Annotated in this window: 25 protein-coding genes and 2 pseudogenes; 10 read left to right on the forward strand and 17 right to left on the reverse strand. The window is 61.4% G+C overall.

Annotated features, from left to right (window positions below; genetic code table 11):
- Positions 1–20: 20 nt before the first annotated feature.
- The 5 genes from ABCR88_RS04095 to ABCR88_RS04115 all read right to left on the reverse strand — a co-directional run bounded on the left by ABCR88_RS04095 (position 21) and on the right by ABCR88_RS04115 (position 6529).
- On the reverse strand, positions 21–674 hold the full coding sequence (locus tag ABCR88_RS04095) for a DUF3726 domain-containing protein (protein ID WP_011059161.1): 654 nt from the start codon (positions 672–674) through the stop codon (positions 21–23).
- A complete protein-coding gene (locus ABCR88_RS04100; RefSeq protein ID WP_015634085.1) occupies positions 655–2349 on the reverse strand; it encodes a hypothetical protein in 1695 nt (564 codons plus the stop codon). The genes ABCR88_RS04095 and ABCR88_RS04100 overlap by 20 nt, the downstream gene beginning before the upstream one ends.
- A complete protein-coding gene (locus ABCR88_RS04105; RefSeq protein WP_350404150.1) occupies positions 2350–3909 on the reverse strand; it encodes a BCCT family transporter in 1560 nt (519 codons plus the stop codon).
- Between the two features lie 122 nt (positions 3910–4031).
- Positions 4032–5081 (reverse strand): membrane dipeptidase, encoded by a 1050-nt coding sequence (locus tag ABCR88_RS04110; RefSeq protein WP_350404151.1) that lies wholly within the window; start codon positions 5079–5081, stop codon positions 4032–4034.
- Positions 5078–6529, reverse strand: a complete 1452-nt coding sequence (locus ABCR88_RS04115) for an aldehyde dehydrogenase family protein (RefSeq protein ID WP_350404152.1) — start codon at positions 6527–6529, stop codon at positions 5078–5080. The genes ABCR88_RS04110 and ABCR88_RS04115 overlap by 4 nt, the downstream gene beginning before the upstream one ends.
- 151 nt (positions 6530–6680) lie before the next feature.
- On the opposite strand from ABCR88_RS04115, the gene ABCR88_RS04120 reads away from it, so the two are divergent.
- Both ABCR88_RS04120 and ABCR88_RS04125 read left to right on the forward strand, forming a co-directional pair.
- A complete protein-coding gene (locus ABCR88_RS04120; protein WP_350404153.1) occupies positions 6681–7556 on the forward strand; it encodes a LysR substrate-binding domain-containing protein in 876 nt (291 codons plus the stop codon).
- A 311-nt stretch (positions 7557–7867) separates the two neighbouring features.
- Complete coding sequence (locus tag ABCR88_RS04125) at positions 7868–8578, forward strand: hypothetical protein (RefSeq protein WP_052470385.1); 711 nt, start codon at positions 7868–7870, stop codon at positions 8576–8578.
- A gap of 59 nt (positions 8579–8637) precedes the next feature.
- On the opposite strand, the gene ABCR88_RS04130 is transcribed toward ABCR88_RS04125, so the two are convergent.
- From ABCR88_RS04130 to ABCR88_RS04150, 5 genes are all read right to left on the reverse strand, one after another.
- A complete protein-coding gene (locus ABCR88_RS04130; protein ID WP_171820687.1) occupies positions 8638–8805 on the reverse strand; it encodes a hypothetical protein in 168 nt (55 codons plus the stop codon).
- A complete protein-coding gene (locus tag ABCR88_RS04135) occupies positions 8802–9527 on the reverse strand; it encodes a zeta toxin family protein (RefSeq protein WP_350024116.1) in 726 nt (241 codons plus the stop codon). Before ABCR88_RS04135 ends, ABCR88_RS04130 begins: the two co-directional genes overlap by 4 nt.
- A 222-nt stretch (positions 9528–9749) precedes the next feature.
- Positions 9750–10805 (reverse strand): membrane protein, encoded by a 1056-nt coding sequence (locus tag ABCR88_RS04140; protein ID WP_041115884.1) that lies wholly within the window; start codon positions 10803–10805, stop codon positions 9750–9752.
- 102 nt (positions 10806–10907) lie between these two features.
- Entirely contained in the window at positions 10908–11285 is a 378-nt protein-coding gene (locus ABCR88_RS04145) for a RidA family protein (protein ID WP_015634090.1), read from the reverse strand.
- 26 nt (positions 11286–11311) lie between these two features.
- Positions 11312–12448, reverse strand: coding sequence for an FAD-dependent oxidoreductase (locus ABCR88_RS04150; RefSeq protein ID WP_325985507.1), 1137 nt, complete (start codon positions 12446–12448; stop codon positions 11312–11314).
- A 165-nt stretch (positions 12449–12613) separates the two neighbouring features.
- Here ABCR88_RS04150 and ABCR88_RS04155 point away from each other — a divergent pair, with 165 nt between their 5' ends.
- Positions 12614–13243 carry an XRE family transcriptional regulator gene (locus ABCR88_RS04155; protein WP_123473942.1) on the forward strand — a complete coding sequence of 210 codons (630 nt, stop codon included), beginning with the start codon at positions 12614–12616 and terminating at the stop codon, positions 13241–13243.
- 169 nt (positions 13244–13412) lie between these two features.
- Here ABCR88_RS04155 and ABCR88_RS04160 read toward each other — a convergent pair whose 3' ends face one another.
- The gene (locus ABCR88_RS04160; protein ID WP_221809598.1) at positions 13413–13850 is read right to left on the reverse strand and encodes a GNAT family N-acetyltransferase; all 438 of its coding nucleotides are present in this window, start codon (positions 13848–13850) and stop codon (positions 13413–13415) included.
- Positions 13851–14144: 294 nt separating this feature from the next.
- The gene (locus ABCR88_RS04165; RefSeq protein ID WP_015634094.1) at positions 14145–14693 is read right to left on the reverse strand and encodes a GNAT family N-acetyltransferase; all 549 of its coding nucleotides are present in this window, start codon (positions 14691–14693) and stop codon (positions 14145–14147) included.
- A 156-nt stretch (positions 14694–14849) separates the two neighbouring features.
- Here ABCR88_RS04165 and ABCR88_RS04170 point away from each other — a divergent pair, with 156 nt between their 5' ends.
- The gene (locus tag ABCR88_RS04170; protein WP_041115890.1) at positions 14850–15704 is read left to right on the forward strand and encodes an AraC family transcriptional regulator; all 855 of its coding nucleotides are present in this window, start codon (positions 14850–14852) and stop codon (positions 15702–15704) included.
- 79 nt (positions 15705–15783) lie between these two features.
- A pseudogene (locus tag ABCR88_RS04175) lies at positions 15784–16367 on the forward strand (XRE family transcriptional regulator).
- Here the strand turns inward: ABCR88_RS04175 and ABCR88_RS04180 are convergent.
- The 4 genes and pseudogenes from ABCR88_RS04180 to ABCR88_RS04195 all read right to left on the reverse strand — a co-directional run.
- Positions 16248–16592, reverse strand: a pseudogene (locus tag ABCR88_RS04180) (hypothetical protein); the annotation flags it as partial. The pseudogenes ABCR88_RS04175 and ABCR88_RS04180 sit on opposite strands and share 120 nt — an antisense overlap.
- 257 nt (positions 16593–16849) lie before the next feature.
- On the reverse strand, positions 16850–17392 hold the full coding sequence (locus ABCR88_RS04185) for a histidine phosphatase family protein (RefSeq protein WP_350404888.1): 543 nt from the start codon (positions 17390–17392) through the stop codon (positions 16850–16852).
- Positions 17393–17409: 17 nt separating this feature from the next.
- A complete protein-coding gene (locus ABCR88_RS04190) occupies positions 17410–18447 on the reverse strand; it encodes an SDR family oxidoreductase (protein ID WP_041115892.1) in 1038 nt (345 codons plus the stop codon).
- A 3-nt stretch (positions 18448–18450) separates the two neighbouring features.
- A complete protein-coding gene (locus ABCR88_RS04195) occupies positions 18451–18870 on the reverse strand; it encodes a nuclear transport factor 2 family protein (protein ID WP_041115893.1) in 420 nt (139 codons plus the stop codon).
- A gap of 115 nt (positions 18871–18985) precedes the next feature.
- On the opposite strand from ABCR88_RS04195, the gene ABCR88_RS04200 reads away from it, so the two are divergent.
- Positions 18986–19867, forward strand: coding sequence for a LysR family transcriptional regulator (locus ABCR88_RS04200; protein WP_041115895.1), 882 nt, complete (start codon positions 18986–18988; stop codon positions 19865–19867).
- A 203-nt stretch (positions 19868–20070) separates the two neighbouring features.
- On the opposite strand, the gene ABCR88_RS04205 is transcribed toward ABCR88_RS04200, so the two are convergent.
- Positions 20071–20949 (reverse strand): LysR family transcriptional regulator, encoded by an 879-nt coding sequence (locus ABCR88_RS04205; RefSeq protein ID WP_041115897.1) that lies wholly within the window; start codon positions 20947–20949, stop codon positions 20071–20073.
- A gap of 129 nt (positions 20950–21078) precedes the next feature.
- Between ABCR88_RS04205 and ABCR88_RS04210 the strand changes: the two genes are divergently transcribed.
- The 4 genes from ABCR88_RS04210 (at position 21079) to ABCR88_RS04225 (ending at position 25471) form a co-directional block, all read left to right on the forward strand.
- Entirely contained in the window at positions 21079–21957 is an 879-nt protein-coding gene (locus ABCR88_RS04210) for a hydrolase (RefSeq protein ID WP_041115899.1), read from the forward strand.
- Between the two features lie 126 nt (positions 21958–22083).
- Entirely contained in the window at positions 22084–23652 is a 1569-nt protein-coding gene (locus tag ABCR88_RS04215; protein ID WP_041115901.1) for an ABC transporter substrate-binding protein, read from the forward strand.
- A gap of 11 nt (positions 23653–23663) precedes the next feature.
- Positions 23664–24605 (forward strand): ABC transporter permease, encoded by a 942-nt coding sequence (locus ABCR88_RS04220; RefSeq protein ID WP_041115902.1) that lies wholly within the window; start codon positions 23664–23666, stop codon positions 24603–24605.
- Positions 24602–25471 carry an ABC transporter permease gene (locus ABCR88_RS04225; protein ID WP_041115904.1) on the forward strand — a complete coding sequence of 290 codons (870 nt, stop codon included), beginning with the start codon at positions 24602–24604 and terminating at the stop codon, positions 25469–25471. Before ABCR88_RS04220 ends, ABCR88_RS04225 begins: the two co-directional genes overlap by 4 nt.
- The last annotated feature ends 1 nt before the right edge of the window (position 25472 follow it).

Here is a 25472-nt window from a genome sequence, read left to right on the forward strand (position 1 = left end):
TTGGTTCAAGGGTGGAAAGGTCAGTTGTTGTCGCTCAGGCCGGCCCCGGCGCCCAGCAGGCGCGAGGCTTCGGAGGCCGGCACGTAGGTGCGGGCGGCCAGGTGATCGAGGTCGTGCTGGGGGCTGTCGCCCAGGTCCGGAATGCTGCCCGCCAGAGGCTTGCCGAGGGTGCCGGCAGGATCGGTGCAAGCGCAGCGCACCTGGGCGGCTGTGGCGGCGCCGAGGTTCTGCGCACGTACCAGCCAGGCTTCGCCCGAGGGGGAAAACTTCAGGCAGCAGCCGTTCCAGGACAGCTCCAGCCACAGGCCGAGCTGGCGCGCGGTGGCGCTGGCAAAGGGCAGCAGCAGTTGCGGGTGCGCCACCTGCCGGAGCTCGATGCGGCCGTTGCTGCGCAGCAGGTAGGCGTGGTCGCTCAGGGTCGCCCCGGCAATCAGCGGGCACAGGGCATGCCCTGGCACCTGCCAGGGCTCGGCGCTGACATCCGGGGCCAGTTGCTGGTAGGCACAGCCGTCATTCTGTCGCAGCTGCGTGGCCAGCACGCCGGGCCCGTCGAGGCCGTGGGCCGAGAGCCAGCGCGCGGCCTTGCCGGCTTCCTCCGCCAGGCCCCAGGACAGCCCGGCACCGCGGGCGGCTTTCTTGCACAGGCTTTCGATTTCATTCAACGAGGCATGCACGGCGCTGCTCCTGGCTGTCGAGGTTGGGGTAGGACCAGTCGTCCGCGGCCATCTGCCCCAGCTCATGGGGGAAGGGCGCGTTCTGGTAGAGGGTGATGCGTACCCAGCGATCCGAGCGCGGGTCGAAGTGGGTGGCGCCGAAGAACGACAGCTTGCAGCGCAGCAGGTCGATGGGCAGCAGCGCCTGGTCGATCAGGTTGTCCTGGATGTCGGCGTAGGGGAACGCTGGCGCCAGTTGCACCCGGCGCAGGCTGTGGCGATGTTCCGGGTGCCGCAGCAGGAAGCTGGCGACGCTTTGCGCGTCGCTCCAGCCGGGCAGGGCGGCTTGCAACTGGGCGATGTCCCGGGCCACTGCCAGGGGCTGCTCCAGGTCTTGCCCGGGCTCGGCAAAGCGCTGGCCGATCCGCGGTTCGAGTTTTTCCTCGGAGACGTACCAGAACAGCGCGCGGCTGGCTTGGCTGGAAAAGTCGATGGCCGCGACCCAGGAATAATGCTCGTCGAGTATCTGCCGCAGGCGGCCGATGCTCATGCTGCCGTCGACGCTGAAGCTGGCCTGCTCATCGGCCTGCATACCGGCGCCCAGCTCATCCACCAGGTGGCCGTAGGGCTCCAGCAGCAGCGACACCAGGCATTCCTGGGCTTCCAGCGACAGCGCGCCTTCGGCCCAGCGATAGAGTTCGTCCCAGGGGGAATCCTGCTCCAGGATGCCGCTGGCGAGATGGTGCTCCAGGCGCTGCAGGTCACCTTGCAGTTGCAGGATGCGGCCGTGTTGCAGTTCGTGCTCGGAGTGCCAGTGGCCGATGCCGGCCTGGGCCCGGGTGAGGAATTCGACGAACCGCTGGCGCTCCGCAGCCGATGGCTGGCGCACGGCGCGTACCCGTTGCAGGGCGGTTTCACGGGCCTGTACCCAGTTGTTCAAGAGCACCGGATGGTTCAGCAGGAACGGCGCCATGCCCAGCCCCGTGGAGTTGCCGATGCCCAGACGCCGGCGCAGTTGCGGCTCCAGGGTCACCGCCTGCCGGGGCGCCCGGGCCTGGGCCAGGTGTTCCACCAGGTCCAGGGTGAAGGCGCGGATCAGGAACACGGTGAGCATTTCCGCCTGGAAGGGTGCCGCCAGCTCCGGCCGCTGGGCGATGCTTTCACGGTCGGCCGCGCCGAACTTGCCGCTGCCGTAGACCGCGGTGGTGCGCATCAGGTAGCCGACTTCATCGATGAACTCGCGCTGCGGCTGGCGGCCGGCAGCCAGGGCCTCGATCACATGGTCGAACAGCCGCACCGAACGGTTGGCCCGGGCCATGCACAGCTCGCGGGAGGAAATGCGCCCGGCTTCCTGCTTCGGCACATTGGCCTCCAGGCGGTCCAGGTCGGCGGCATCGGGGATGCCGTCGAACAGGGCGAAGGTGGCATCCCAGGCGGTGGCGATGACCCGGTCCGAGCGCAGTGCCGGGTCCAGGTCATGGGCGAAGGCCACCAGGCTGTAGCTGCGCTGCGGGCCGGTGGCGGTGTACACCGCACGGCCCACGCCCTGGCTGTCGAGGGTCCACAGCGGGCGCTGGAACTGCCAGTTTTCAGCCTTGAGGCGGCGCAGCAACTGGCGCATGAACGACAGCCGGGATTGGTGGAAGGCCCCCAGGCGCGCCGCCTTCATGACGCTGGCGGGTGGTCGCAGGTTCATTCAGAGCACCCCCTGTTCACAGGCCATTTGCCGGGCAATGCGGATCGCGTCCCAGACCGCCGGGAGGATCAGCAGCGACACCGGCACCGCAGTGATCACGATGAACGACTGCAAGGCACTGATGCCGCCCTCACCGAGGGTGATCAGGGTAGCCCCCACCAGGCCCATGCCGGCGCCCCAGAACACCCGCAGCCAGGCCGGGGATTCGGCGTGGTTGCTGCTGATGGCCATGGCCACGGTATAGGACATGGAGCCGGCGCTGGTGACCACCGAGAAGAAACTGAGGAACAGGAACAGCGCCGAAATCAGGTTGGGCAGCGGCATCGACTGGGCCACCCCGAGCAGCAGCGCCTCAGGTTGCACGCCGTGGCTGATCACGCGGCCCGGCGACTGCAGTTCGATACCGATCCCGGTGCCACCCACCAGGGTGAACCAGAGCATGGTGATCAGCGGGGCGGCCACCGACATCAGGGTGATCACCTCACGAATGCTGCGCCCGCGGGAGACCTTGGCCACGTAGATACCCATCATCGGCGCGTAGCCGATGAACCAGCCCCAGTAGAACAGGGTCCAGCTGTTGAGCCAGGCGTTGTCATCGCGGTACAGGGCGGTCTGGAAGAAGCTGGTGACGTGCACCGCCAGGCTCTGGGCCAGGGTTTCGCTGAGGAACAGGGTGGGGCCGAAGATGAACAGGAACGCCGCCAGGCCCAGCATCAGCCACACGTGGACCTTGCTCACCAGCCGCAGGCCGCCCAGGCCCACCACACAGGACAGGGTGTAGATCACCGTCACCGAGAGAATCACCATGGCCTGGACCATGATGGTGTTCGGCACGCCCCACACCGAGTGCAGGACAAAGGCGATCTGCAGGCCGAGAAAGCCCACCGGGCCAATGGTGCCGGCCACCACCGCGATGATTGCCGAGGCATCGGCGAACACGGCGATCGGGCCCTTCAGGGCACGCTCGCCCAGCAGTGGATAGAGCAGGGTGCGCGGCATCAGCGGCAGGTTCTTTTCGTGGTGCAGGTACATGTAGACCACGGTCAGCAGGCTGCCGAGCACCGCCCAGGCCATGAAACCCCAGTGCAGGAACGACTGGGAGAGCGCGGCCACGCCGGCGGCGTCGCTCTTGGCCACGGCGCCGAAGTACGGCGGTGGGGCGATGAAATGCATCATGGGTTCGGCAGCGGCCCAGAAGGCGCCGCCGCCGGCCAGCAGGGCGCACATGATCATCGATACCCAGTTGAAGGTGCTGATGCTGGGCTTGTGCCCGACGCCGCCCAGGCGCACCCGGCCCAGGCGGGTGAAGCCGATGTACAGGCTGGCGCCGAAGGTCGCCAGCATCAGCACCTGCCAGTACAGGCCGAAGTAGTGGGTGCTCCAGGTGAAGGCGTGGCCGATCAGGCTGGAAAGGGTGTTCAGGTCTATCAGGGCAATGACCAGGAACAGCAGGAAGAAACCTCCGCTGATCCAGAAAATCGACCAGTCGAGGGTTCCAGCGGCGCGGCTGTGCAGCGAGCGGGTGTCGATCCCCGCTTTGATTTCGCCTGGAATTTCCATGGTGCCTCCGTGTTGCGTTGTCGATCGCTAATAATTGTTATGGGCGCATTTGTTGTTGTTAGTGCTTGGCGATGACCCTGTTCAGGCCGGACGTCAGGACAATCGGGAAACAGTCGGGGGCCTCAGACCGCGATCTCGTGAGGGTGGACGGCGGCACCTGCCTGGGCCTTGGCCGGAACAAAATTGTTCTCGAAGAAGCGCAGCCAGTTGCCGCCCATGATCGCGGCGACCTCCTGGGCGCTGAAACCCACGCCTTGCAGGCCCGCTTCGATGTTGTGGAAGTCGCGGTTGTCGCGGAACCAGGCCGGCTGGTCGGGGAAGCCCGGTTGCGCCTTGGAGCCTTCGCCGTAGTCGACATCCAGGGTCCAGCGGCCGACGCGCATCCAGTCCACCACGCTGTTGGGCTGGTCCTGGCACAGGTCGGAACCCAGGCCCAGGTGCTCGACGTCCATCAGCTCGGCGGTGCGCGCGATCATTTCGCAGAAGCTCTGCACGCTGCAGGCGCTCTTGTCCTTGAGGTGGTGCGGGTACAGCGAGAAACCGAACATGCCACCGCTCTGGCCCAGGGCCTTGAGCACGGTGTCGGACTTGTTGCGCAGCGCCGCGTGCCAGAACGCCGGGTTGGCGTGGGTGATGGCGATCGGGCGCTCGGAGTGCTCGATGGCTTGCAGGGTCGAGCGTTCGGCGGAGTGGGACATGTCCACCACCAGGCCGACCCGGTTCATCTCCCGTACCACCTGCTTGCCCATGCGGGTCAGCCCCGGGTCTTCCTGTTCATAGCAACCGGTGGCCAGCAGCGACTGGTTGTTGTAGGTCAGCTGCATGAAGCGTGCGCCGAGGCTGTGCACCACTTCCACCAGGCCGATGTCGTCCTCGATGGGCGAGGGGTTCTGGAAACCGAAGAAGATCGCCGTGCGCCCGGTCTGCCGTGCCAGGGCAATGTCGCTGGCCCACTTGCCGTGCAGGATCAGGTGCGAGTAGCGCTGGAACCTGCGGTTCCAGGCTTCGATATTGGCCACCATTTCGCGGAAGGTCTCGTGGTAGGCGATGGTCACGTGGACCGCATCGACGCCGCCTTCGCGCATCTGCTGGAAGATCTTTTCCGACCAGTTGTCGTACTGCATGGCATCGATGCGCGGGCCGCGGCTGGCGAAGGTCTGGGGCAGGCTCATAGTGGCGCCCCCGCGGCGATGTAGCCGGTCTTCACGTGGGTGTAGAATTCCACCGCCGAGCGCCCCTGCTCGCGCGGGCCGTAGCTGGACTCGCCACGGCCGCCGAAAGGCACGTGGTAGTCGGTGCCGGCGGTGGGCAGGTTGACCATCACGCAGCCGACCCGGGCATTGCGGCGAAAGTGGCTGGCGCGGGCCAGGGAGCGGGTCATGATGCCGGCGGTGAGGCCGAAGCGGGTGTCGTTGACCAGGCTCAGGGCCTCTTCGTAGCTGCCGGCCTTGATCACGCAGGCGATGGGCGCGAACAGCTCTTCGCGGTTGATGCGCATGGCATTGCTGCCGCCAATGAACAGCGCCGGTGCCTGGTAGTAACCGGGGCTTTCCAGCTCCAGGCGCTGGCCGCCGGTGAGCAGTTCGGCGCCTTCCTGCTGGCCCAGTTGCAGGTTCGCCAGGTTGGCCTCCAGCTGTGCGGCGCTGGCCACCGGGCCGATCTGGGTGCCGGCTTCCAGGGCGTGGCCGACCTTGAGCGCCTGGGTTGCCGCTAGCAGTTTTTCCACGAAGGCATCGTGGATGCCTTCATGCACGATCAACCGCGAGGAGGCGGTGCACTTCTGCCCGGTACCGCCAAAGGCGCCATTCATCGCGCAGCTCACCGCCAGGTCGAGGTCGGCGTCGTCCATCACTGCCAGGGCGTTTTTCGAGCCCATTTCCAGTTGCACCTTGGTCAGGTTGGCGGCGGCCGAGGCGGCGATGCCCTTGCCCACGTCCACCGAGCCGGTGAAGGAAATGGCGTTGATGCCCCGGTGCTCGATCAGCGCCTGGCCGATCTCGGAACCGGCGCCCATCACCAGGTTGAACAGGCCCGCGGGCAAGTCCTGGCGGGCGATGATCTCGCTGAGAATCACCGCGCTGGCCGGGGTCAGGTTGGCCGGCTTCCACACCACGGCGTTGCCGAAGGCCAGGGCCGGGGCGATCTTCCAGCAGGCGGTGGCCATGGGGAAATTCCATGGCGAAATGATCGCCACCACGCCGATGGGTTCACGGCGGATATCGATCTCGATGCCGTCGCGCACCGAGTCGGCGGTCTGGCCCAACTGGCGCAGGGTTTCCGCAGCGTAGTAGGTGAAGAACTGCCCGGCGCGGTACACCTCTCCAGCACCTTCGGCCATGGGCTTGCCTTCTTCCCGGGACAGGGTCCTGCCGATTTCCGCAGAACGCTGCATCAGCTCCTGACCGATGGCCATCAGCACCTTGTAGCGTTGCTCGAGGCCGCTGCGGGCCCAGATTCGCTGGGCCTCGCTGGCGGCGGCAATGGCACTGTCCAACTGCGCCCGGGAGGCCTGGGCGTAGAGGCCGATCAGGTCGCGGGTGTCGGACGGGTTGCGGTTCTCGATCTCGCTGGCGCCCTTGAGCCATTGGCCGGCGATGTAGTTGTGATGGTTGTCGCTCATGAAATCCTCCAGGGCGGCACGCCAGGCGGGGCGTTGCCTTTGTGCGGTTCTGGGAGGATTATGAGTCGGCCTTGTATTAAGTAAATCTAATAAATTTTAAGGTTGTTTAAGTAAAATTTAAGCTATGCCTTTGCCAGCAGGACGCGCCGCCATGAGCATCAAGATCTCCAATTTGCAGTTTTTCGTCGCGGTGGCCACCAGCCAGAGCCTGACCCAGGCTGCCCAGCGCCTGCACCGCACACCGGCAGCGGTGTCGCTCTCGCTCAAGCAACTGGAAGAGGAACTGGGCGGCGCCTTGTTCGAAGGCGAGCGCAAGAACCAGCTCAGCCCCCTGGGGCGTTTCGTGCTGCTGGAAGCCCAGCGCGAACTGGCGCATTTCGACCGCACCATCAGCACCATCAAGACCTACGCCAAGGCCGAGACCGGCCTGGTGCGGGTGGCGGCGGTGCCGTCCTTCGCCATCACCCTGCTGCCGCCGCTGCTCAAGCAATTCCATGAACAGCACCCGCAGTTCCACCTGGATATCCGCGACATGGATTCCGAGCGAGTGGTGCAAGCGGTGCTCAGCGGCGACGTGGATATCGGCATCGGCACCGTACCGGCGAGCATCCCCAACATCGACCAGGACTTCCTGCTCTCCGACGCCTTCTGCGTGGTCTGCGCCAGCGACAACCCCCTCAACCGCCTGGCGCGCCCGCTGCGCTGGAGCGACCTGGACGGGCAGAACTTCATCAACAGTGGCTTAGGCGCCGAGATCAACGCCGCCGAGTTCCGGCACATCCGCGAGCACTCGACCCTCAGCGTGAGAAACACCACCTCACTGCTGGCCCTGGTGGCCCAAGGCATGGGCGTGACCTTGCTACCGGAACTGCTCAGCCGCTCGGCAGCGGGGGACCAGCTGAATTTCCTGCGCCTGGAAGACCAGCGCATCGTACGCTCGGTGAGCGTGATCACCGCCCCGCGAGAGACGTTGAACCATGCGTCCTATACCTTCTTGAAGGCGCTCAGGGCGGGGCGGTTTGTTTGAAGAGACAGCGCAGCAGATCATGCTGCTGCGCTGTGTTCTTACGATTGATACTTCCGCTAGGTTGTGAGGGTGGTGGTCGCTCTCGAATGCGCTACTGACTAGACCAGGCCATGCAACGATGCTGCTTTTTCACGCGATAATTTCATTGGAAGCTTTCTCCGTACTTCTCAACAGCTAAGGGCGGCAAGTCAGAATTCTTTAGGCGCTATGGTTTTTCTACATCAAAACAAAAAAGCTATTGGCTATGTGAACGCAGTCGGCATACTCGTCGGTCTGAAATGCTTACTTAGACCGAGAGGCCAGGAGGGCCTATGTTTCCTGATGACACCAACTTTACTGGTTATCTCAAATTCAGGGTGCTGACCGGAGATATCAATTTTTCGGCTCTAGTGGATGCGCTGAGCAAGAAAGGCTACATCACCGAAGTTAATTTCCCCGAAGGTGCTGGGCTGTGCTCCAGTCATATGGAGGCGCTCAAGCAAGAGGAGTTTGATGCACTTTTTGCGTTCTTTTATCCCGGTACGTTGAACACCATCAGCCTCAGTTGCATCGCCACGAACAAGGGGGGAGCGTGTCCTACTGGGGCTCATGCCTATGCGTTGATCAATACTAATGTGCTCTCGCTGCAGGAGGGGCACGATGTTTTGGAACGCGAGAACTATGTGAGCGAGTTTTCTGATTTTGACCTGATGAAGGCCAAGGAAAGGCTCCTCGAATACCTCGAGAAGTCGATAGGGCGGTTGGCTGAGAAAGGTGTTCAGGATGAGTTGAAACAACTCCAAGACGACGTGCAGCTAATAGAGGGACGATTGAAGTCTCTTGGCTTGCTGCCTCTAACGGAAGATGAAAAGGTTTGGCAGACGCTGGATGAAAAATTTCCCAGCGCCCGCAGCCGGGATGAGGTTGAACTGGACGGCGTGCGTTATATCAGAGTCTTCCACCCAGCTGAAAAGAACAGTGAAGGGAAGGTGATTAAGTGGGACAAGAGCTGGCGAAAGCTTGTTGAGCAAAGCAACATCTGATACGCCTACGACTCTGTCGAAAAGCCTGGCATTGAGCCAGGCTTTTTCGCCAGTTTGAGTCAGGATCGTTTCGCTTCTGCTTGCGCCATGATGAGGTTCTGCTGCTTTGTCGCCTCGCTCAGAACTTCGGTATAGACGCGCTTCTTCTGCTCGGACTTTGCGTTGCGAATGAAGTCGGCAAAAGGGCTTTTCGCACCTTTGGACCTACCTGGCTTGATCAAAGTCATGGATGCGCTCCTGATGGCATTCCGAGCTTGGCCTCCAGATCGGCCCGTGTGTATCGCTCGGGAATATGGTAGTCAATTCTATCGACCCCCGCTTTGTACAGCCGCCCCGAGTTGTCGATGTGCTTGAGCAGCAGATCCACGTGGACGTCGCTGGCGAACTCTAGCTTAAGCCGGTTTACAACGTCACGCGCTGCGAAGTAGTGATCGATGAAATGCTCTTTGCGAATCCGGCGGCCTTCGGCCTCTTCCCGTGCTTTGACAAACTCCCAGGCCAGGAAAGGGTTTTGGTAGACATACAGGATTTGAACAAAGCGTTTCTTGTTCAAGGAGCGTTGCACATTTCTTCTGGCGACCTCGATATTTGAAAAGGTGCCATCCAAGATAAAGGACTGCCTTTGCGAGATTGCCAGATCGAGTATTTTTTCTACCAGAATCGAGACAGCTCCTTGAAACAGCCATGAGTTGGCTCCGGTGTAGGCTGAGAACTCATGGCGAAGATCATCAGGGTCGATTCTAAGGATCGCGGTATCGGCAAAGAGGTTCACAAGAGCGATGGACGCCTCGGTTTTTCCCGCGCCAGGCGAGCCGGCCATAAAAACTGAAACCGGTGACTCTTCAGTAAGATACTGGTCCCTACTGGCAAGGCGTTTTGCGATTCTTTTCTTATGCGCGCGAGCAAAGTGCAACGCCTCATCAGCGGTTGCCTGCTCCGCCGGCGTCATCGCATGCTTTTCAAGAGCTAAGTCGTTGGTCACGAAAAATACCTTTCTGAGGGCAGCCTTCCAACGCTAGCCCAGCCTTTGCGCAGTACGAGGCCAAAGCTGTAGCAAAAGCTTTCGTAGGGGCGATCGAATTTATCGCTCTCGCTGAATACAAAAAGGCACCCGCGCTAAATGCAGGGTGCCTGATTGATGGGGGGCGAGGGTTCTGAGCGCCTTGCTGAGCTACGCCACCACCACCCGCCGTGGTCGCAGCCAGCCGATCACCACCGCGGCAATCAGCAGGAACCCCAGGTAGCCGAAGAACGGATACACCTGCCCCACCAGGCTGATAAAGCCCACCAGGCTGCCGACAAACGCCAGGGCGCCGGCGGTTATCGAACCGAGGCGGAACTGTCGGGTGCCGGCCGGCAACAGCCGCGCGGAGAAGGAGTACAGGGTGCCCACGGCGGTGTTGAGGATCATGCAGAAGATGATCAGCGCCATCAGCAGCCCCAGGGCCGGAGAGACTTCGCTGGCAATCGACAGCATGGGCATCGGCAGGTCCGCCACGCTGTCCAGGCGCGATAGCAGGCCGAGGCTCATCACCAGCATCAGCACGCCCAGCAGCGCGCCGCCGAGGATGCCGCCCCACATCGCCTGTTTCTCGCCCTTGGCCGCGCCGCCCATGATCGCCAGGATCGGCACCCCGGCAACGATGTTGTAGGACACGTAGAGCAAGGCGCCCAGCAACCAGTGGCTGGCGCCGGCTTCTTGCTTGGCCGCCAGTTGATTGAGTTCACCGAAGCTCAGGTCACGGGTCGCGGCGCCATACAGTGCGACGCCGACCGCGGTGATGATCAGGAAGGGCGTCACCGCGCCGATCATGCCGATGACCTTGTGCACGTCCAGGCACACGATGGCGACCACGATCAGGGTCACCAGCACGCTGCCGGCGATGGCGGGAATGCCGAATTGCTGTTCCAGCAGGGCACCGCCGCCGGCCAGCATCACCACGGTCACGGCGAACATGAAGAAGGTGATCATCAGGTCCACCAGGGCCCCCAGGTGCTTGCCGCACAGGGCCTGCACCACGTCCTTGTGCGACGCCGCTCGCAGGCGGCTGCCCATGCTGGCCAGGGCCATGCCGAGGAAGGTGAACAGCGCGGCGCTGACCACCGCACCTGCCAGCCCCCAGACGCCGAAGTCGACGAACATCAACAGCAGTTCACGACCGGAGGCGAACCCCGCGCCGACAATCACACCGACGAAGGCGCCGGCGATCTTCAGACTTTCTTTCATGACGATTAGCCTCGATTTGTTGTTGTTATGTGGGGTGGACGGCCGCGTCATCTATTGGCGTGGCGGTCCTGGGCATCGCACTTGAGGGCTGCGGCGGGTGACTCAGTTTTCGCCGACCCAGGCCTGGACTTCGATCTCGACATCGACCCCCAGCGCCAGTTGGGCGCTGACGGTGGAACGCACCGGGAAACCGTTCTTGAAGTGGCGCTGGTAGACCTCGTTGAAACCGGCGAAGTGCTGCATGTCGGTGAGCCAAACGGTGCTTTTCACCACCTGATCGAAGCTGGCGCCGCATTCGGCCAGGGTCTCGCCGATGCGCGCCAGGGCGGCTTCGGTCTGCACGCGGATGTCGCCGTGCACCACTTCGCCTTCGGCGCTCATGGGCACCTGGCCGGAGAGGAACAGAAAGCCGCCGACCCGGATCGCCCGGGAAAAGGGGTAGGGCAGGTGGCTGGGATAACGCTGGATGTCATTGGACATGGCAAGGGCCTCGTGGGCAGGGTGGGTTAACGCAAGCGAGCGGGGGCCAGGGCCTGGGCATCGACGCCCTGGCTCAGCAGTTCTTCGGGGACCAGTTGCCCCAGCAGCAGGGCGCAGGCCAGTTGCGAGACGCCGGCCGCCGACTGGATGCCGTAGCCGCCTTGGGCGGCGAGCCAGAAAAAGCCTTCGCAACTGTCATCCCAGCCCACCACCAGATCGCCGTCGGCGACGAAGGAGCGCAGGCCGGCCCAGCTGTGGCGCGGGCGGCGGATGCTCAGGGAGGTGACGTTCTCGATGTGGTAGATGCCGGTGGCGATGTCCAGCTCTTCGGGCATCACGTCCTGGGGCGGCACCGGGTCGGCATTGGCCGGGGAGCCGAGCAACTGGCCGGCGTCGGGCTTGAAGTAGAAGCTTTCGTCGATGCCGATCACCGCCGGCCAGCGGCTGAAGTCTTCATCCGACGGGCCGTCGAAGGTGAAGGCGCTGCGCCGGCAGGGTTGCAGGCCGATGGGGGCCACGCCGCACAGCTGGGCCACTTCATCGACCCAGGCACCGGCAGCGTTCACCAGATTGCGCGCCTGCAGTGCGCGGCCATCACTGAGTGTGAGGTTCCAGTGGCGGTCTTCGCGGCTGGCTTCGACAATGTGCGTGTCGCACTCCAGCAGCCCACCGGCCCGGCGCATGGCCCGCAGGAAGCCCTGGTGCAGGGCGTGCACGTCCAGGTCCTGGGCGGCGGTTTCCAGCATCGCCCCGGCGACGGCGTCGGGGCGCAGGCAGGGCACCAGGGCCCGGGCCTGCTCGGCCGTGATCAGGCGCACATTGGCGGAGCGGGCGCGGGTTTCATCGTAGGTTTGCTGCAATTGGTCCAGCTGTTCCTCGCTGGCGACGTACAGACAGCCACGGGGTTCCATCAGCGGGTGTTCGCAGAAACCTTGCGGCGGCCGCTGGTAGAAAGCCCGGCTGGCGCGGGTCAGGGCCTGGATCTGCGGGGTGCCGTAAGCCTCCATAAACATCGCCGCCGAGCGCCCGGTGGCGTGATAGCCCGGCTGCGATTCACGTTCCAGCACCAGCACGCTGGCCTGCCCGGCCAGGCGATAGGCCAGGGAAGCACCGGCAATACCGGCGCCGATGATGACGAAGTCGAAGCATTGGGTGTCGTGCATGCCGGGGTTCCTGGATCGCTGGGAAATAACAGGGGTCAAAATTCTCACATACGAGAAATGTAAGATATGAGAATTTTCCAGTCAACCCGGGGTCATGGGTTAATATTTCGCCACGTGCCCCGGCCAGCGTCGCGGTTGCCCTTATTTGCCTGACAGAGAGCCCCAATGAGTTCCGACCGAGCCCAGCCCGCCTCGAGCTCCCACGCCCATCCACTGATCGACCGAACCCAGGTCGGCGCACGCCTGCGGACCATCCGCAAAAACCAGAAGCTGACCCTCAAACAGCTCTCGGAACGCTCCGGCGTCGCGCTGTCGACCCTGTCGAAAATGGAGCTGGCCCAGGTTTCGGTCAGCTACGAGAAACTCGCCGCGGCGGCCCGCGCCCTGGGCGTCGACATCGCCCAGCTCTTCACCCCCGCGCCGAACCTGACCCAGACCCGCAGCGCCCAGGTGCAACCGACCGTGGTCAGCACCACCATCGCCGACGCCCCCGGCTACAGCACCGGCAATTACGACTACCACCCCATGGCCGGAGATTTTCCCGGGCGTAGCATGACCCCCATGTACGCGCGAATCTTTGCCCGCGAGCTGCAGCAGTTCGAGGATTACATCCGCCACCCCGGGCAGGAATTCGCCCTGGTGCTCTCCGGCCGCGTGCGGATTCAGTTCGAGACCGGGGAAGCCGTGAGCATCGGCCCGCAGGAGACCGCCTACTTCAACAGCAGCATTGGCCATATCTACCTGGCGGAAGGGGATGAGGATGCGGAGGTGATGGTGGTGATGTCGGAGCGTTGAGGCCCCTCACCATCGAGCAAGGCGTTCACAACTCCCGGTACAAGTGGTTAAGTTCAACCAGGCCGTTTCGCACAATAGAAACAGACTCTGCGCCCACCTGAGCCATAAGCGGTTGGAGTTGAAGGTCATCAGAACTGTTGTGCAAAGCTCGGATTGTATTTGGCGTAGTTCAAATCCTGATCCTCGCCAGCATATCTTCGCCGTCTGCATCCATACCAACCTCGACAAACCCGAAACTGGAGTAAAACCCTTTAGCTACGATGTTGTTGGGGTTGTAGCAAATTTCAATTTCTTTCAAATCTGCGATCTGTTTTATTTCATGTAGGGCCAGGCCCAGCGCTACTCTACCGATGGATTTCTGCTGATGTTGTTTGTCCACCATAAAGCGCCAGATAGAAACTTTGCCTTTTGACTCTTGTACCCACATAAAGAAGCCTACAGGCTCTCCATCCGCGATGATGGCGCGTGTGAAGTAACCTGGGTTGTACGCAGCCTCAACGAGCGACCAGGTATTACTTGCCACGTAGTCTTCCTGCTCTTCAGTGACCTCCAGTTCACAAATCGCTTCATAGTTTTTTTGCGTTACTTGGGTAAGTGAGATTTTCATAAAGTCTCCTGAACTGGGGTGTTGATAAGGCTCAATTAACTTTCACGGGCATTCAGTTCCTCCTGCGCCTTCGCCAGCAGCGTGGCGAAAAGTGCGGCGCTGTCCTGCGGCAGGCTTCGCACTCTAGCTGTTGCAGTTCACGGCAGTGCTGGGGCGGCGGGGGATTCCGGTTAGCTCTCCGTGCAGTTCCAAGTAAGGTTTGCACTCCTCTGCGGCGTTCGTGCGGTATACGTCGTCACCAGACTGCGTCCGTCGGTCGTTGCCGCCGTACACCGGTACCTTTGGTTTGTGTCCTTACTCTTTCGTATGGTCCAGCCATTCTTGGTAGGTGATACGGCTAATGTGTTCTGTCCGATAGTCTTGGAGGAACTGGTTGTATTTGTTTTCTTCCGTGTGATGAAAGCGAAAGCCACACTTGGATTGAGCAGCATAGGACTGGATGTTGTTGGCGAAGTAACCACACCAAAGTGCTTTGAGATTCAGGTTTTCAAAGGCGTGTCGCATCACTTCACGCACGGCTTCCGGAGTCAGGCCTTTGCCCCAGTACGGCACACCGATCCAGTAGGCGATTTCACCTTCCTGCTCACTGATTTCAAAATTGCTGTTGCTGCCTATGAGAATGCCCACACAACCAACAGCACGGCGATTTTCCTTCAATTCGACCGCGTACACCTCGGGGTGATTGAAGACCGTACGGATGATGTCGGCACTGTTCTCCACACTGGTGTGTGGGGGCCAGCCAGCGATAGGGCCGACTCGGGCGTCTTTGGCATATTCGTATAGATCGGCGGCGTCTGTGGCCTGCCAGGGGCGAAGCAAGAGTCGTTCTGTTTCAAGTGTCATGTCCTGTACCCGAATGGATTGGTTCGTTCGGGACAGAGTATTGGGAGACAGATCATCGGTACACGTCAGTACCTCGGCGTTTTCGGTACTTTTAGAAACAGCTGCGTCAAGCGGTGATAGGATTTTGGCTCTTGTTTGTTGTAGCGCTGGGGCACTATGCATCACATTCCGAAACTTTCCGCTCCTGACGACTCGATGCGGATGGGAGAAACCACGCTAGCGGAAGGGCTCGGTTTACCGCTCTCCTTCGGTCACGCTTACTTGACGCTGCTGGTATGCCTCTGCGGTAGTGCCCACTTCACTCTTAACTTCAAAGAGCATGCGGTTAGGCGCGGTGCTGTGATGCTGCTGGCTGAGGACACTATTGCCTTGCTCAAACGTCGCTCGCGCCGTTTCAAGGTATTTTTCTGCCTTATGCCGAAAAGTTTTGCCGCGGAGGTTGCCTACCCGCTACCCAATACCTTGTTCGTATTTCTGCATGACCATCCTCATTGCGTTCCATCCAAGGACGACATGCCGCTGATAGAGGGCTGGGTGACACAGATGCGGAACATTGCGCAGACCTGTCCCACCTACCAACGCATCATGTTGCGCAATCAGCTGCAGAACCTCTTTTTGAAAATAGCCGAGCAACTTCCAGCCAACCAGATAGAAAACAGGGGATTCAGCCGGAAGGAAATGCTCAGTTGGCGTTTCTGGGAATTGATAGGCAAACATTGTGTGCGGCACAGAGATGTGAAGTTCTACGCCGACGCACTGAATATCACGCCGTTCTACCTGTCGCAGTTGACCAAAGCGTTTTTCAATGACACACCCAAGGGCTTGATTGATCGGCAGGTAACCTTGGAGATCAAGGCGCTTCTTTCATACAGTGACTTGGCTATTGGCCGTGTGGCCGACGAACTGAACTTCGTCGACGCGTCTTACTTGTGTCGCTACTTCAAGCGCCAAACGGGAATTTCGCTCTCCCGTTATCGTAAGCACAAGAGAGAGGAGGGGGAGCAGGACTGACTTGCGGTCGAAATGGAGGAGGGAAGGCGCACTATGGAAAAGGTTTCCCTCCTGGATATAACACTGATTCCAGCGCGCGATCGGTTGTCCACAGGACGAGCTGACCCTAAAACAGCTCTCGGAACGCTCCGGCGTCGCACTGTCGACCCTGTCGAAAATGGAGCTGGCCCAGGTCTCGGTCAGCTACGAAAAACTCCCCGCTGCGGCCCGCGCCCTGGGCGTCGACATCGCCCAACTGTTCACCCCGGCGCCGAACCTGATCCAGACCCGCAGCGCCCAGGTGTAACCGACCGTGGTCAGCACCACCATCGCCGGCGCCCCCGGCTACAGCACCGGCAATTACGACTACCACCCCATGGCCGGCGATTTTCCCGGGCGCAGCATGACCCCTATGTACACGCGAATCTTTGCCCGCGAGTTGCAGCAGTTCGAGGATTACATCCGCCCCCCCGGGCAGGAATTTGCCCTGGTGCTGTCGGGGCGTGTGCGAATCCAGTTCGAGACCGGGAAGCGGTGAGCATTGGCCGGCAGGAGATCGCCTACTTCAACAGCAGCATCGGCCATCTCCACCGAGTGCACCAGGGACCAGATCAGACCGCGCTCGATGCCGCTGCCGCGTTCGGTGATTTCATCGGAAACTTCTTCGGCGCTTTTCAGCAATAGAGAGAGGTGGAGCAGGGCTTTTTCAGCGTTGATGCCCTCTCGGATGGAAAACAATGAGTCGCGGCTAACCGGGAGGCCTGAGGTGTGTTTGATGGACTTAGCCAGAGGCGCACCGGACGGTCGGATTGCCAGTTTCTGAAGGATCTGTTTGTTGGCCTGGTCTAGTTCAGGGTTTCTGCCGTTGCGCTGGGGGGCTTTGGGCTGATCGGGAACGAGCTTTTGCATGGCGTAACTCCGTGCGCCTAGTCAACATCGAGCTGCTAAACCCGGCCATCGAATGTTTGGTGACAGGTCGAGGCTAGTTAGCAGGAACTCCCGATTCAAGTGGTTCGGCGCAACTAGGACGTTTCGCACAAAAGAAAGAGACTCTGTACCTCTTCAAGTCACAAGCGGTGGGGCATGGGCTTTAGTGTTGTCGCCAGTGACATCGGCGATTGACGTGTCGCTGCCCAACCGCTTGCGTACTCTGCACCGACCACCGTTTAGACACCGGCGTAGTGATACACCGACGCACTCCAATAGCGGCTGCCACTACGCTGTTGGCGAGTCCACCCGCTTGCCAGCAGTTGCTTGGCAATCATCCGATTCATGACGCCATGACCGAGCAGTAGCACCGGCTCTTCGCCAGCGAGGGCCTGCAGCCGCTGAGCGGCGGCACTGGCACGCTGCTTCGCCGCACCGAAGGATTCGACGCCGCTCGAATAGCCGCACAGCCACAGGACGCGAAAGATGAAGGCCCCGGTAAACGGCGATAACCGGGGAAATCGCCAGCCACCATGGGGCAGTTGGGCTTCGCAGAACGTCGCGTCGACGACGGCAGGTTTCAGCCCGAGCACCTCGACGGAGGTCAGGGCCCGAGGCGCGCTGCTTGAAACAATGGTGGCGGCGGTGGCGGCGAGTTGCAGGCTGGCCTGCGGCGCGGGATCGCGGATGATTTCGGATCGGTTGTATTGCGCGATCCAGTCCTTCATCTCGAGCATTGAGATCTTGTCGGTTGTGGCCATCCTTGGCTGGCCGTGACGCATCAGGATGATTGTCTTGCTCACCGTTGGTTGTCGTCCTTGGTTTTCGTGAACCCGCCATTTTGCCGATACCACGCCACCGTGTCAGAAATAGTCTGCTCCAGTTTTCGAAAATTCACGCCAAGCTCTTGTTCACTCTTGCGGTGGTTAAAGCTGGTCCGGTTTTCCTCGCGTACCAGCAGGCGCACCGTTGCCATGCTCAGCAAAATGGGCTTGCCGGTCAGGCGCGCGTAGACCTCCTGCACCGCCGCCAACAGGTACAGCGCGGGCAGTGGCAGTTGCCGAACAGGGGTTTTGACGCCCGCGATGCGCCCTAGGAGCGGCACCAACTGGCGCATGGTCAAGCTCTGGCCGGCCGCGAGGTAGCGCTCCCCACGCCGGCCGTTTTTGGCGGCAGAGATCTGCGCCCAGGCCACATCTCGGGCATCGACCACGGAGAAGGTGCCGGGGATCAGCCCGGGCAGCTTGCCGTTGATCACATCCTTGACCAATTGTCCCGAGGAGGTCGGCCCCCTGTCGCCCGGGCCCCACATCCAGCCGGGCAGCACCATGCAGGCATGCATCTGCGGGTGGGTGTCGAGGAAGCTCAAGACCTCGCGGTCGGCGAGGATCTTGCTGCGGTAGTAGTCATCCGCATCGGCTTCGGCGCGCAGGCAGCTCTCATCGATGGAGGTGCCAGGGGCGCCGTCGAGCAGGGCAATCGAAGAGGTGTGGACAAACCGGCGTATGCCCGCGTGGTAGGCGTGGTGCAGCAGCTCTCGCGTACCGGTGACATTGATCTTTTCCAGGGCTGCCCAGTGGCTGCCGCCCTTGTAGTTATCGCGAAAGAACGCCGCGGTATGAAACACCGTATCGCAGCCTTGCAGCGAAGGTGCGAAGGCATCGATGTCGGCCATGTCGCCTACGACCAGTTCCACACTTGGCAGATCGTTGAACTGCTCTTCACCTTTGGCTCTTGAGCGCACCAGGGCTTTGACGCCGTAGCCACGGGCGACCAGCTCGCGTACTAGGTTGTTTCCCAGCAAGCCGGTGGCGCCTGTCACGAATACTGTGCCCATGGCTTAACCCTTCTGCTGTTCGACGGGGAGCATCAACGCCGAGCTGTCGAAGAACACTTCTTCGCGGCAGGCCAAGCCGTTTCTGAAGGTGAAGTGCGCGCTGTAGTGCACGGCAATCGGGCGTCCATGAGCCGGGATCACCTTGCCCGGCAGCACCAGAGGGGCGGTGAAGGTGCCGGTGAGTAGGGCGGTCAGCGCCAACCGGTCGTCAGCGACGATAAAGGGCGTGAAGGCCATGTGGGCATCAGGGAACGCCTCGAACAGGGCGGTCTCCCGTTTGCGCATGGATTCACGGCCGCTTTGCATGCCCATGCCATCGAGGTAGATGAAGTCTTCGCACACCAACGCGAGCAGCGACTCCAGGTCACGGTGGTTGAAGGCACGAGCGGCGCGTTCTGCGTAGTCGTGGGGGCCCGTCGTCATACAGTGCATTCCAGTGGTTTCGAAGGCCTGTAGATATACCGGCGAGACCGTGCTTGAAAAACAGCGACTGCTGCATAATGGCTTTGCATTTATGCAAACCAGGGAGGATGGGGGTATGGCGTTGCAGGCAAATTGGGACGATCTTCGGCTGCTGCTGGCCGTTTCGCGGCGTGGCAGTTTTCTTCAGGCGGGCCAGTTGCTGGGTATCGCGGCGTCTACCGTGTCCCGCCGCCTGACCCAACTGGAAGTGGCCCTGGGTGAGCCGCTCGTTGAACGAGGTGTTGAAGGTTGTTGGCTGACCGCGCGGGGCCAGTCCCTGGTGGAAGTGGCCTTGGCGGCGGAAACCGGCTTGCGGCGCCAAACGGCGACGGGTCTGTCCGGGGTGCAGACGGAGCTGTGTGGCAGTGTCCTGGTGAGTGCCGGAGAGGGGTTTTCTCCTTGTGTACTGGAGGCCGCGAGTCGTTTTACGGCCCTGCATCCGCGTTGCTCCGTGGAGTTGCTGGTCACCGCCGACTTTCACAAGATCGTCCGCGGCGTAGCCGATATTGCAGTGCGCACCGCGCACCTGGGCGAGCCCTCGCTGATCTATCGACCCCTAGGCAAGCTCGCCTACGGCGTCTTCGCCCAGGCAGGCTACCTGAAGCGGTTCCCGGAGGTGACCCTGGCGACGGCGGCCAACATCGCCTTGCTTCCGCCGCTGGATATGTTGCCGCAAATGCGTGCCGCCAAGGCGGCGGGCCTGGACCGTGGGCAAATCAGCGTGGACTCGTTCGCCGTGCAACTGGAGTCGGTGCGGCGAGGCCTGGGCGTGGCGGTACTGCCGCGCATTCTGGCCAAGGACCTGACCGAGGTGTTTCCGGATCTTGAACTTCCAGCGATGGAGGTCTATCTGGTTACCCGGCCTCTGGCATTGAAGCAGGCGCACATCCGAGGTTTCTTTGAGATCTTGGAGCAGGTCATGCTCGACGCTCTGGAGGTTGAAAGCGGCAACGATTGAATCCTAGGCGCATTTTTCAACGGAATTGGCCAATTGCAGCCTGGCGCGAAGGCCGCACTGGCCCTGAATGACCAGTCATCAACGTCATTTCAAGGGCGAAAGGTGCTTGCTCTGCAAGCGCGGGAAGTTCCTCCTGAGCGACAGGGGCGCAACTCACTGACTTTCCCGATGGCAGGCGCTAATGACCCGTGCCAAGGGGAGTATTACTTTGCCACAGCCGACATCAGCAACTTGCGAATTTCCCCGGTAATTGCACTTTTGGTGCCTTGTTCCAGGATTCCCACCCGGCGTACCGCCAGGTCCCCCGGCAACGGCAGCACCCGCAGGCTTGGGTCTTTGTGCCAGTCGAAATTTTTCAGCAGCGGCACAATCGCCACCCCGACTTGTTGGCGTACCAGGTCAGCGATGCCGATGATCGAGTTCAGTTCCAAGATCTCCAGCGGTTCGACCGATTCACTCTTGATGATCGACTGCACCTTGCGGCCCACCGCTGTGGACCTGTCGTAGCGAATAAACGGCTGGGTTCTCAGCAACTCCACAGCGTCGTTGATGCCGGCGGTCTGTGTGGCATTGGCGAGCATGACGATCGGTTCGTTATAGAGCAGGGTCCAACTCAAGCCATTGAAGTTTTGCCGCGCCGTCTCGATCAGTAGCGCGGCGTCGAGTTTGGCGGCCTGCACTAGGTTGACCACTTCGTCGGAACGGGCGGTCATCAGGTTGACCGATATCCTGGGGTGCAGCTTTTTCAGTTGTACCAGGCAATTGGCGAGCAGGCCCATGCCAGAGGTAATGCCGCCGATCGAGACTTCGCCCTCCATGGCCTCGCCGTCGGGGGCTTCAGCGATCATTTGTTCGTAGTCCGCCAGCAGCCGCTTGGCCTTGGGCAGCAATAACACACCATCGCGGCTCAGCTTGATCTGCCGCTGACTGCGGTCGAACAGCGGGCGGCGCATTTCCTCTTCGAGTGCGCGCATTTGTTGGCCGACGGCGGCGTTGGTCAGTGCCACGCGGTCGGCAGCAGCAGCAAAGCTGCCGTACTCGGCGACGGCGATAAACGTCTTGAAAAAGCGAATGTTGCTCATGAATCAACTCGCGGCCATGGGTAGGGCTTGATCATAAAGGTTTTGTTTTCCCTGGCTAAAGTTTAATTAGTTTTTCTTTTTATAGCGCCCGACCAATACTCAAGCCCGAACTGACTCGGCGAACTTTCCATGAGCAATCCAGATACCCATCCAGACACCAACCCCATCGACGCAGCCTTGCGTGCCGCCAAAAACGTGTATCACCTCGGCGTTACCACGGTGTACTCGCATCACCAGGACAGCCGTTTTGCCTACACCCTCTATGTGCCTGAAACCATCGAAGACAGCTCCCGGCCAGTGGACCTGGTGGTGTCGCTGCACGGCTCGACCCGTGCGATGGAGATTTATCGCAATGGCTTCGCGGAGTTTGGCCGCTGGAACGACTGTGTGATCTTGTCGCCACTATTTCCGGTCGGCGTGCTGGGTGACAGCAATGGCGATGGCTACAAGCAACTGGTCGAGGGCGATATCCGTTACGACCAGGTGTTGCTCGACATGATTGCCAGCGTCGGCAAGCGCTACGGGCGCCGCTTCGATACCTTTGCGCTGTTCGGCTATTCCGGCGGCGGGCAATTCACCCACCGGTTCTGCTACCTGCACCCCGAGAAACTCTGGGCGGCGTCCATCGGTGCGCCGGGCTCGGTGACCCTGCTGGACGCCGAGCAGGACTGGTGGGTCGGCGTGCGGGACTTCGCGACGCGCTTTGGCAAACCGTTGAACCTGCAAGCCTTGCAGCAACTGCCGGTGCACATGGTGGTCGGCGATTCGGACCTCGAAACCTGGGAAATCACCCACCGCGAAGGGGGCAAACACTACATGGCCGGTGCCAACGCTGCCGGGCGCACGCGCCCGGAGCGCCTGGCCAGCTTGAAGGCGAGTTTCGAAGCCGCCGGCGTGCAGGTGCATTTCGACCTGTTGCCCAACGTTGCGCACCAGGGGGTCAAGGCTATGCCGGCTGCCCAGGACTTCTTCGCCAAGGTGTTGCGCCGCAAGCGCAGCCTTGGCTGATACACCGCTGGTAGATGCACTCAGAACAGGCCGTATAACAATAACCAAGGATTCACTCATTCTGATGCCGGTCCTGCCCTGGCCCTCGCCACTGACCGGAAAATTACTTCAAGGAGTCTTTCTCCCGTGAATAGCTACGTAAAGACGGCACTGGCCGTCGCGATGTCGGCGTGCACCTTTTCCATGGCCGTCGCGCAAGACAAGGTCATCAGCGTGGGTCTCAATGGTGACATCCGCAGCACCGATCCGGGCGTCAACCGCGACGACAATACCGATGCGGTGATGATGCATATCGTCGAGGGTCTGGTGGCGTATCGCGAAGACACCAGCATTGCGCCGATGCTGGCCAGCGCCGTCGCTGTCTCGCCAGATGGCCTGCGCTACACCTTCAGCCTGCGAGACGGTGTGCACTTCCAGAATGGCCAGCTGTTGACGGCCAAGGATGTGCAATGGACCTGGCAGCGCTACCTGGACCCCAGGACCCAATGGCGTTGCCTGGCGGAGTTCGACGGGCGTGGCGCAGCCAGGATTGTCGATGTTGCCACTCCTGATCCGAAAACCGTGGTGTTCACGCTGGACCAGGCCAACGGCTTGTTCCTCGCCGCGATGGCTCGCCCGGATTGTGCCGGCAGCGGCATCCTGCACCCGGACTCTCTGGCCGCCGATGGCAGTTGGCGTGCACCGATTGGCACCGGGCCGTTCACCCTGGGCAAATGGCAGAAGGGCCAGTACGTCGAACTGGATCGCTTCAAGGAATACACACCGCGTGCCGAGGCCGAGGCGGACGGGTATACCGGCAACAAGCAGGCGTTTGTCGACAAGGTGCGTTTCGAGGTGATCCCCGATTCTGCCTCGGCCAAGGCCGCCCTGCTCTCGGGTGGTGTCGACCTGCTGCCGGATGTGACGGCGATGGACGCTGCACAACTCAAGCAGGTCAAGAATCTGCAGATCCAGGTCAGCCCCATCATGACCATCAGCGGCCTGCTGTTCCAGATCCGTGATCCGTTGCTCAAGGACGTGCGCATTCGTCGCGCGGTGGCGCTGTCCCTGGATTACGCACAGATGGTGGCGGCCTTGTCCGATGGCTTATCGGTGGTCAACAACTCAGTCATCCCCACCGCCAGCCCCTACTACGACGACACCGCGCACCAGGGCTACACCTACAACCTCGACGAGGCCCGGCGCCTGTTGAAAGAGGCCGGTTACGGCGGCGAAAAAATCCGCATGCTGGTCAACAAGCGCTACCCGCAGATGTTCGACATGGGTTTGCTCAGCCAGGCCATGACTCAGGCGGCGGGGCTGAACATCGAGATGGAAACCCTGGAGTGGGGGACGCAGCTGGAGCGCTACCAGACCGGCAGCTACCAGATGATGTCGTTCTCCTACTCGGGGCGTTTCGATGCGGCGCAGAGCTATGAATCAGTGATTGGCGACAAGCAGAAGGAGCCGCGCAAGGTCTGGGACAACCCCGAAGCCTTGGCGATATTGCGCGAGGCCCAGCGTGAGGTTGACCCCGCCAAGCGCCAGCCACTGTTCGACAAGCTGCACACCTTGATGCTCAAGGATGTACCGATGGTGGTCATCTACAACGGCACCGCCATCGGCGCCATGGGCAAGCGCGTTGAAGGTTATCGCTCCTGGCCTGTTGCCAAACCGCGCCTCTGGGGCGTGAAGCTGGCCGACACTTCCAAGTAAGGCGTACCGCTATGTTTCGATTCATATTGCACAGGCTCGGCATGGCGGTGCCGACCCTGCTGTTGATCTCGGTGATTGTATTTGCCTTGATTCGCCTGATCCCCGGCGATCCGGCGCTGCTGATGCTGGGCGACATGGCCGATCCGCAAAGTCTCGCCGACATGCGCAGCAGCCTGGGGTTGGACCACTCGGTGGTGACCCAGTACCTGATCTGGATCAAGTCAGTGCTCAGTGGCGATCTCGGGATGTCCATCAGCAGCCGCCAGCCGGTATTGGCGCTGCTGATCGAGCGATTCAGCGTCAGCGCCTCAGTGGTGCTTGTCGCGGTGTCACTGGCGACCCTGCTCGCGGTGCCAGTGGGCTTGCTCGCGGCCTGGAAGCAAAACAGTGCGCTGGACTTGGGGCTGGTGGCTACGGCGACGTTGCTGCTGTCGGTGCCGAGTTTCTGGTTGGGCTTGCTGTTGCTTTATGTGTTTGGCATTCAGCTTGGCTGGTTGCCGGTGATCGGTTACGTCGGTTTTGCCAGCGACCCGATAAAAGCCGTGACTTATGTGGTGCTGCCGATCATCACCCTGACCCTGGTGGAGTTCGGCGCGATTGCGCGGATGGCGCGGGCCAGCACCATCGAAGTGCTGCGCCTGGAGTACATCGCCCATGCGCGGGCCAAGGGGTTGTCGGAGGGGGCGGTGCTGTGGAAACACGCTCTGCGCAATGCCTTTGCGCCCACCTGGACCTTGATTGGCCTGATTCTCGGCAATTTGCTCGGCGGCATTGCGGTACTGGAAACCGTATTCACCTTGCCCGGTATTGGTCGCTTGATGGTCGATTCGATCTTCTCTCGTGACTACCCGGTGCTGCAGGGTTGCCTGCTGCTGGTCACCTGCATCTACGTGTTGGTCAACCTGTTGGTGGATCTGTTGTATCCGCTGTTCGATCCAAGGGTGAAGCTATGAACCTCAAGACTCCCGCCTTGCCGACAGGGCTGGATGCCCAGCCTCGACGGGCCTGGCGTTACCCGCCGTTGAATGCGTTGATCGGCGGCGGCCTGCTCGTGGCACTGGTGTTGCTGGCGTTGCTCGGCGTGGTGTGGACGCCTTATGACCCGCTCAAGCTAGACCTGTTGTCGCGCCTGCACGCGCCCGATGCTGCGCACTGGCTGGGCACCGATGAATTCGGCCGTGACGTGTTCAGTCGCTTGATCATTGGTGCGCGTACGAGCCTGTGGATCAGCCTACTCTCGGTGAGCGTGGCGGTTATCTGCGGCACGGTAATCGGTATGCTTGCCGGCTACCTGCGCGGCTGGACCGATCGGGTGCTGATGATGCTCAACGATGCACTGCTGGCGTTCCCGGGCATTCTCATGGCCCTGGGCATCATGGCAATCGTTGGTGCCAGCCAGTACGGCATCGTGCTCGCCCTGGGCATTGCCTATACCCCGTCAGTGGTGCGTGTGGTGCGAGGCAGTGTGTTGTCGTTGCGTGAATTGGAGTTCATCGAGGCGTCTCGGGTGATCGGCAACTCCGAGCTGTACACCATGTTCCGCCATATCACCCCCAACTGCCTGGCGCCGCTGTGTGTGCTGGGCACCAGCATGTTCGGATGGGCGTTGCTCTCGGAGAGTGCGCTGAGCTTCCTTGGCCTGGGTGTTCCGCCGCCGGCCGCGACCTGGGGCAGCATGCTCTCGGCGAGCCGCACCTACATCTCGACAGCACCGTGGCTGGGGATCTTCCCGGGCATTTTTATCAGCCTGACGTTGCTGGCTATCAATCTGTTCGGCGACGCCTTGCGTGATCGTCTCGACCCGCGCATGAGGAAATGAG

Source organism: Pseudomonas sp. W17 (assembly GCF_040268305.1).
In the GTDB taxonomy this organism is placed as follows: Bacteria; Pseudomonadota; Gammaproteobacteria; order Pseudomonadales; family Pseudomonadaceae; genus Aquipseudomonas; species Aquipseudomonas protegens.

What these genes read in the sequence shown, in the direction of transcription:
- ABCR88_RS04100 (WP_015634085.1), bottom strand. Translation starts at nt 2,349, where the DNA reads ATGAACCTGCGACCACCCGCCAGCGTCATGAAGGCGGCGCGCCTGGGG.
- ABCR88_RS04105 (WP_350404150.1), bottom strand. Translation starts at nt 3,909, where the DNA reads ATGGAAATTCCAGGCGAAATCAAAGCGGGGATCGACACCCGCTCGCTG.
- ABCR88_RS04110 (WP_350404151.1), bottom strand. Translation starts at nt 5,081, where the DNA reads ATGAGCCTGCCCCAGACCTTCGCCAGCCGCGGCCCGCGCATCGATGCC.
- ABCR88_RS04115 (WP_350404152.1), bottom strand. Translation starts at nt 6,529, where the DNA reads ATGAGCGACAACCATCACAACTACATCGCCGGCCAATGGCTCAAGGGC.
- ABCR88_RS04120 (WP_350404153.1), top strand. Translation starts at nt 6,681, where the DNA reads ATGAGCATCAAGATCTCCAATTTGCAGTTTTTCGTCGCGGTGGCCACC.
- ABCR88_RS04125 (WP_052470385.1), top strand. Translation starts at nt 7,868, where the DNA reads ATGTTTCCTGATGACACCAACTTTACTGGTTATCTCAAATTCAGGGTG.
- ABCR88_RS04130 (WP_171820687.1), bottom strand. Translation starts at nt 8,805, where the DNA reads ATGACTTTGATCAAGCCAGGTAGGTCCAAAGGTGCGAAAAGCCCTTTT.
- ABCR88_RS04135 (WP_350024116.1), bottom strand. Translation starts at nt 9,527, where the DNA reads ATGACGCCGGCGGAGCAGGCAACCGCTGATGAGGCGTTGCACTTTGCT.
- ABCR88_RS04140 (WP_041115884.1), bottom strand. Translation starts at nt 10,805, where the DNA reads ATGAAAGAAAGTCTGAAGATCGCCGGCGCCTTCGTCGGTGTGATTGTC.
- ABCR88_RS04145 (WP_015634090.1), bottom strand. Translation starts at nt 11,285, where the DNA reads ATGTCCAATGACATCCAGCGTTATCCCAGCCACCTGCCCTACCCCTTT.
- ABCR88_RS04150 (WP_325985507.1), bottom strand. Translation starts at nt 12,448, where the DNA reads ATGCACGACACCCAATGCTTCGACTTCGTCATCATCGGCGCCGGTATT.
- ABCR88_RS04155 (WP_123473942.1), top strand. Translation starts at nt 12,614, where the DNA reads ATGAGTTCCGACCGAGCCCAGCCCGCCTCGAGCTCCCACGCCCATCCA.
- ABCR88_RS04160 (WP_221809598.1), bottom strand. Translation starts at nt 13,850, where the DNA reads ATGAAAATCTCACTTACCCAAGTAACGCAAAAAAACTATGAAGCGATT.
- ABCR88_RS04165 (WP_015634094.1), bottom strand. Translation starts at nt 14,693, where the DNA reads ATGACACTTGAAACAGAACGACTCTTGCTTCGCCCCTGGCAGGCCACA.
- ABCR88_RS04170 (WP_041115890.1), top strand. Translation starts at nt 14,850, where the DNA reads ATGCATCACATTCCGAAACTTTCCGCTCCTGACGACTCGATGCGGATG.
- ABCR88_RS04185 (WP_350404888.1), bottom strand. Translation starts at nt 17,392, where the DNA reads ATGCGTCACGGCCAGCCAAGGATGGCCACAACCGACAAGATCTCAATG.
- ABCR88_RS04190 (WP_041115892.1), bottom strand. Translation starts at nt 18,447, where the DNA reads ATGGGCACAGTATTCGTGACAGGCGCCACCGGCTTGCTGGGAAACAAC.
- ABCR88_RS04195 (WP_041115893.1), bottom strand. Translation starts at nt 18,870, where the DNA reads ATGACGACGGGCCCCCACGACTACGCAGAACGCGCCGCTCGTGCCTTC.
- ABCR88_RS04200 (WP_041115895.1), top strand. Translation starts at nt 18,986, where the DNA reads ATGGCGTTGCAGGCAAATTGGGACGATCTTCGGCTGCTGCTGGCCGTT.
- ABCR88_RS04205 (WP_041115897.1), bottom strand. Translation starts at nt 20,949, where the DNA reads ATGAGCAACATTCGCTTTTTCAAGACGTTTATCGCCGTCGCCGAGTAC.
- ABCR88_RS04210 (WP_041115899.1), top strand. Translation starts at nt 21,079, where the DNA reads ATGAGCAATCCAGATACCCATCCAGACACCAACCCCATCGACGCAGCC.
- ABCR88_RS04220 (WP_041115902.1), top strand. Translation starts at nt 23,664, where the DNA reads ATGTTTCGATTCATATTGCACAGGCTCGGCATGGCGGTGCCGACCCTG.
- ABCR88_RS04225 (WP_041115904.1), top strand. Translation starts at nt 24,602, where the DNA reads ATGAACCTCAAGACTCCCGCCTTGCCGACAGGGCTGGATGCCCAGCCT.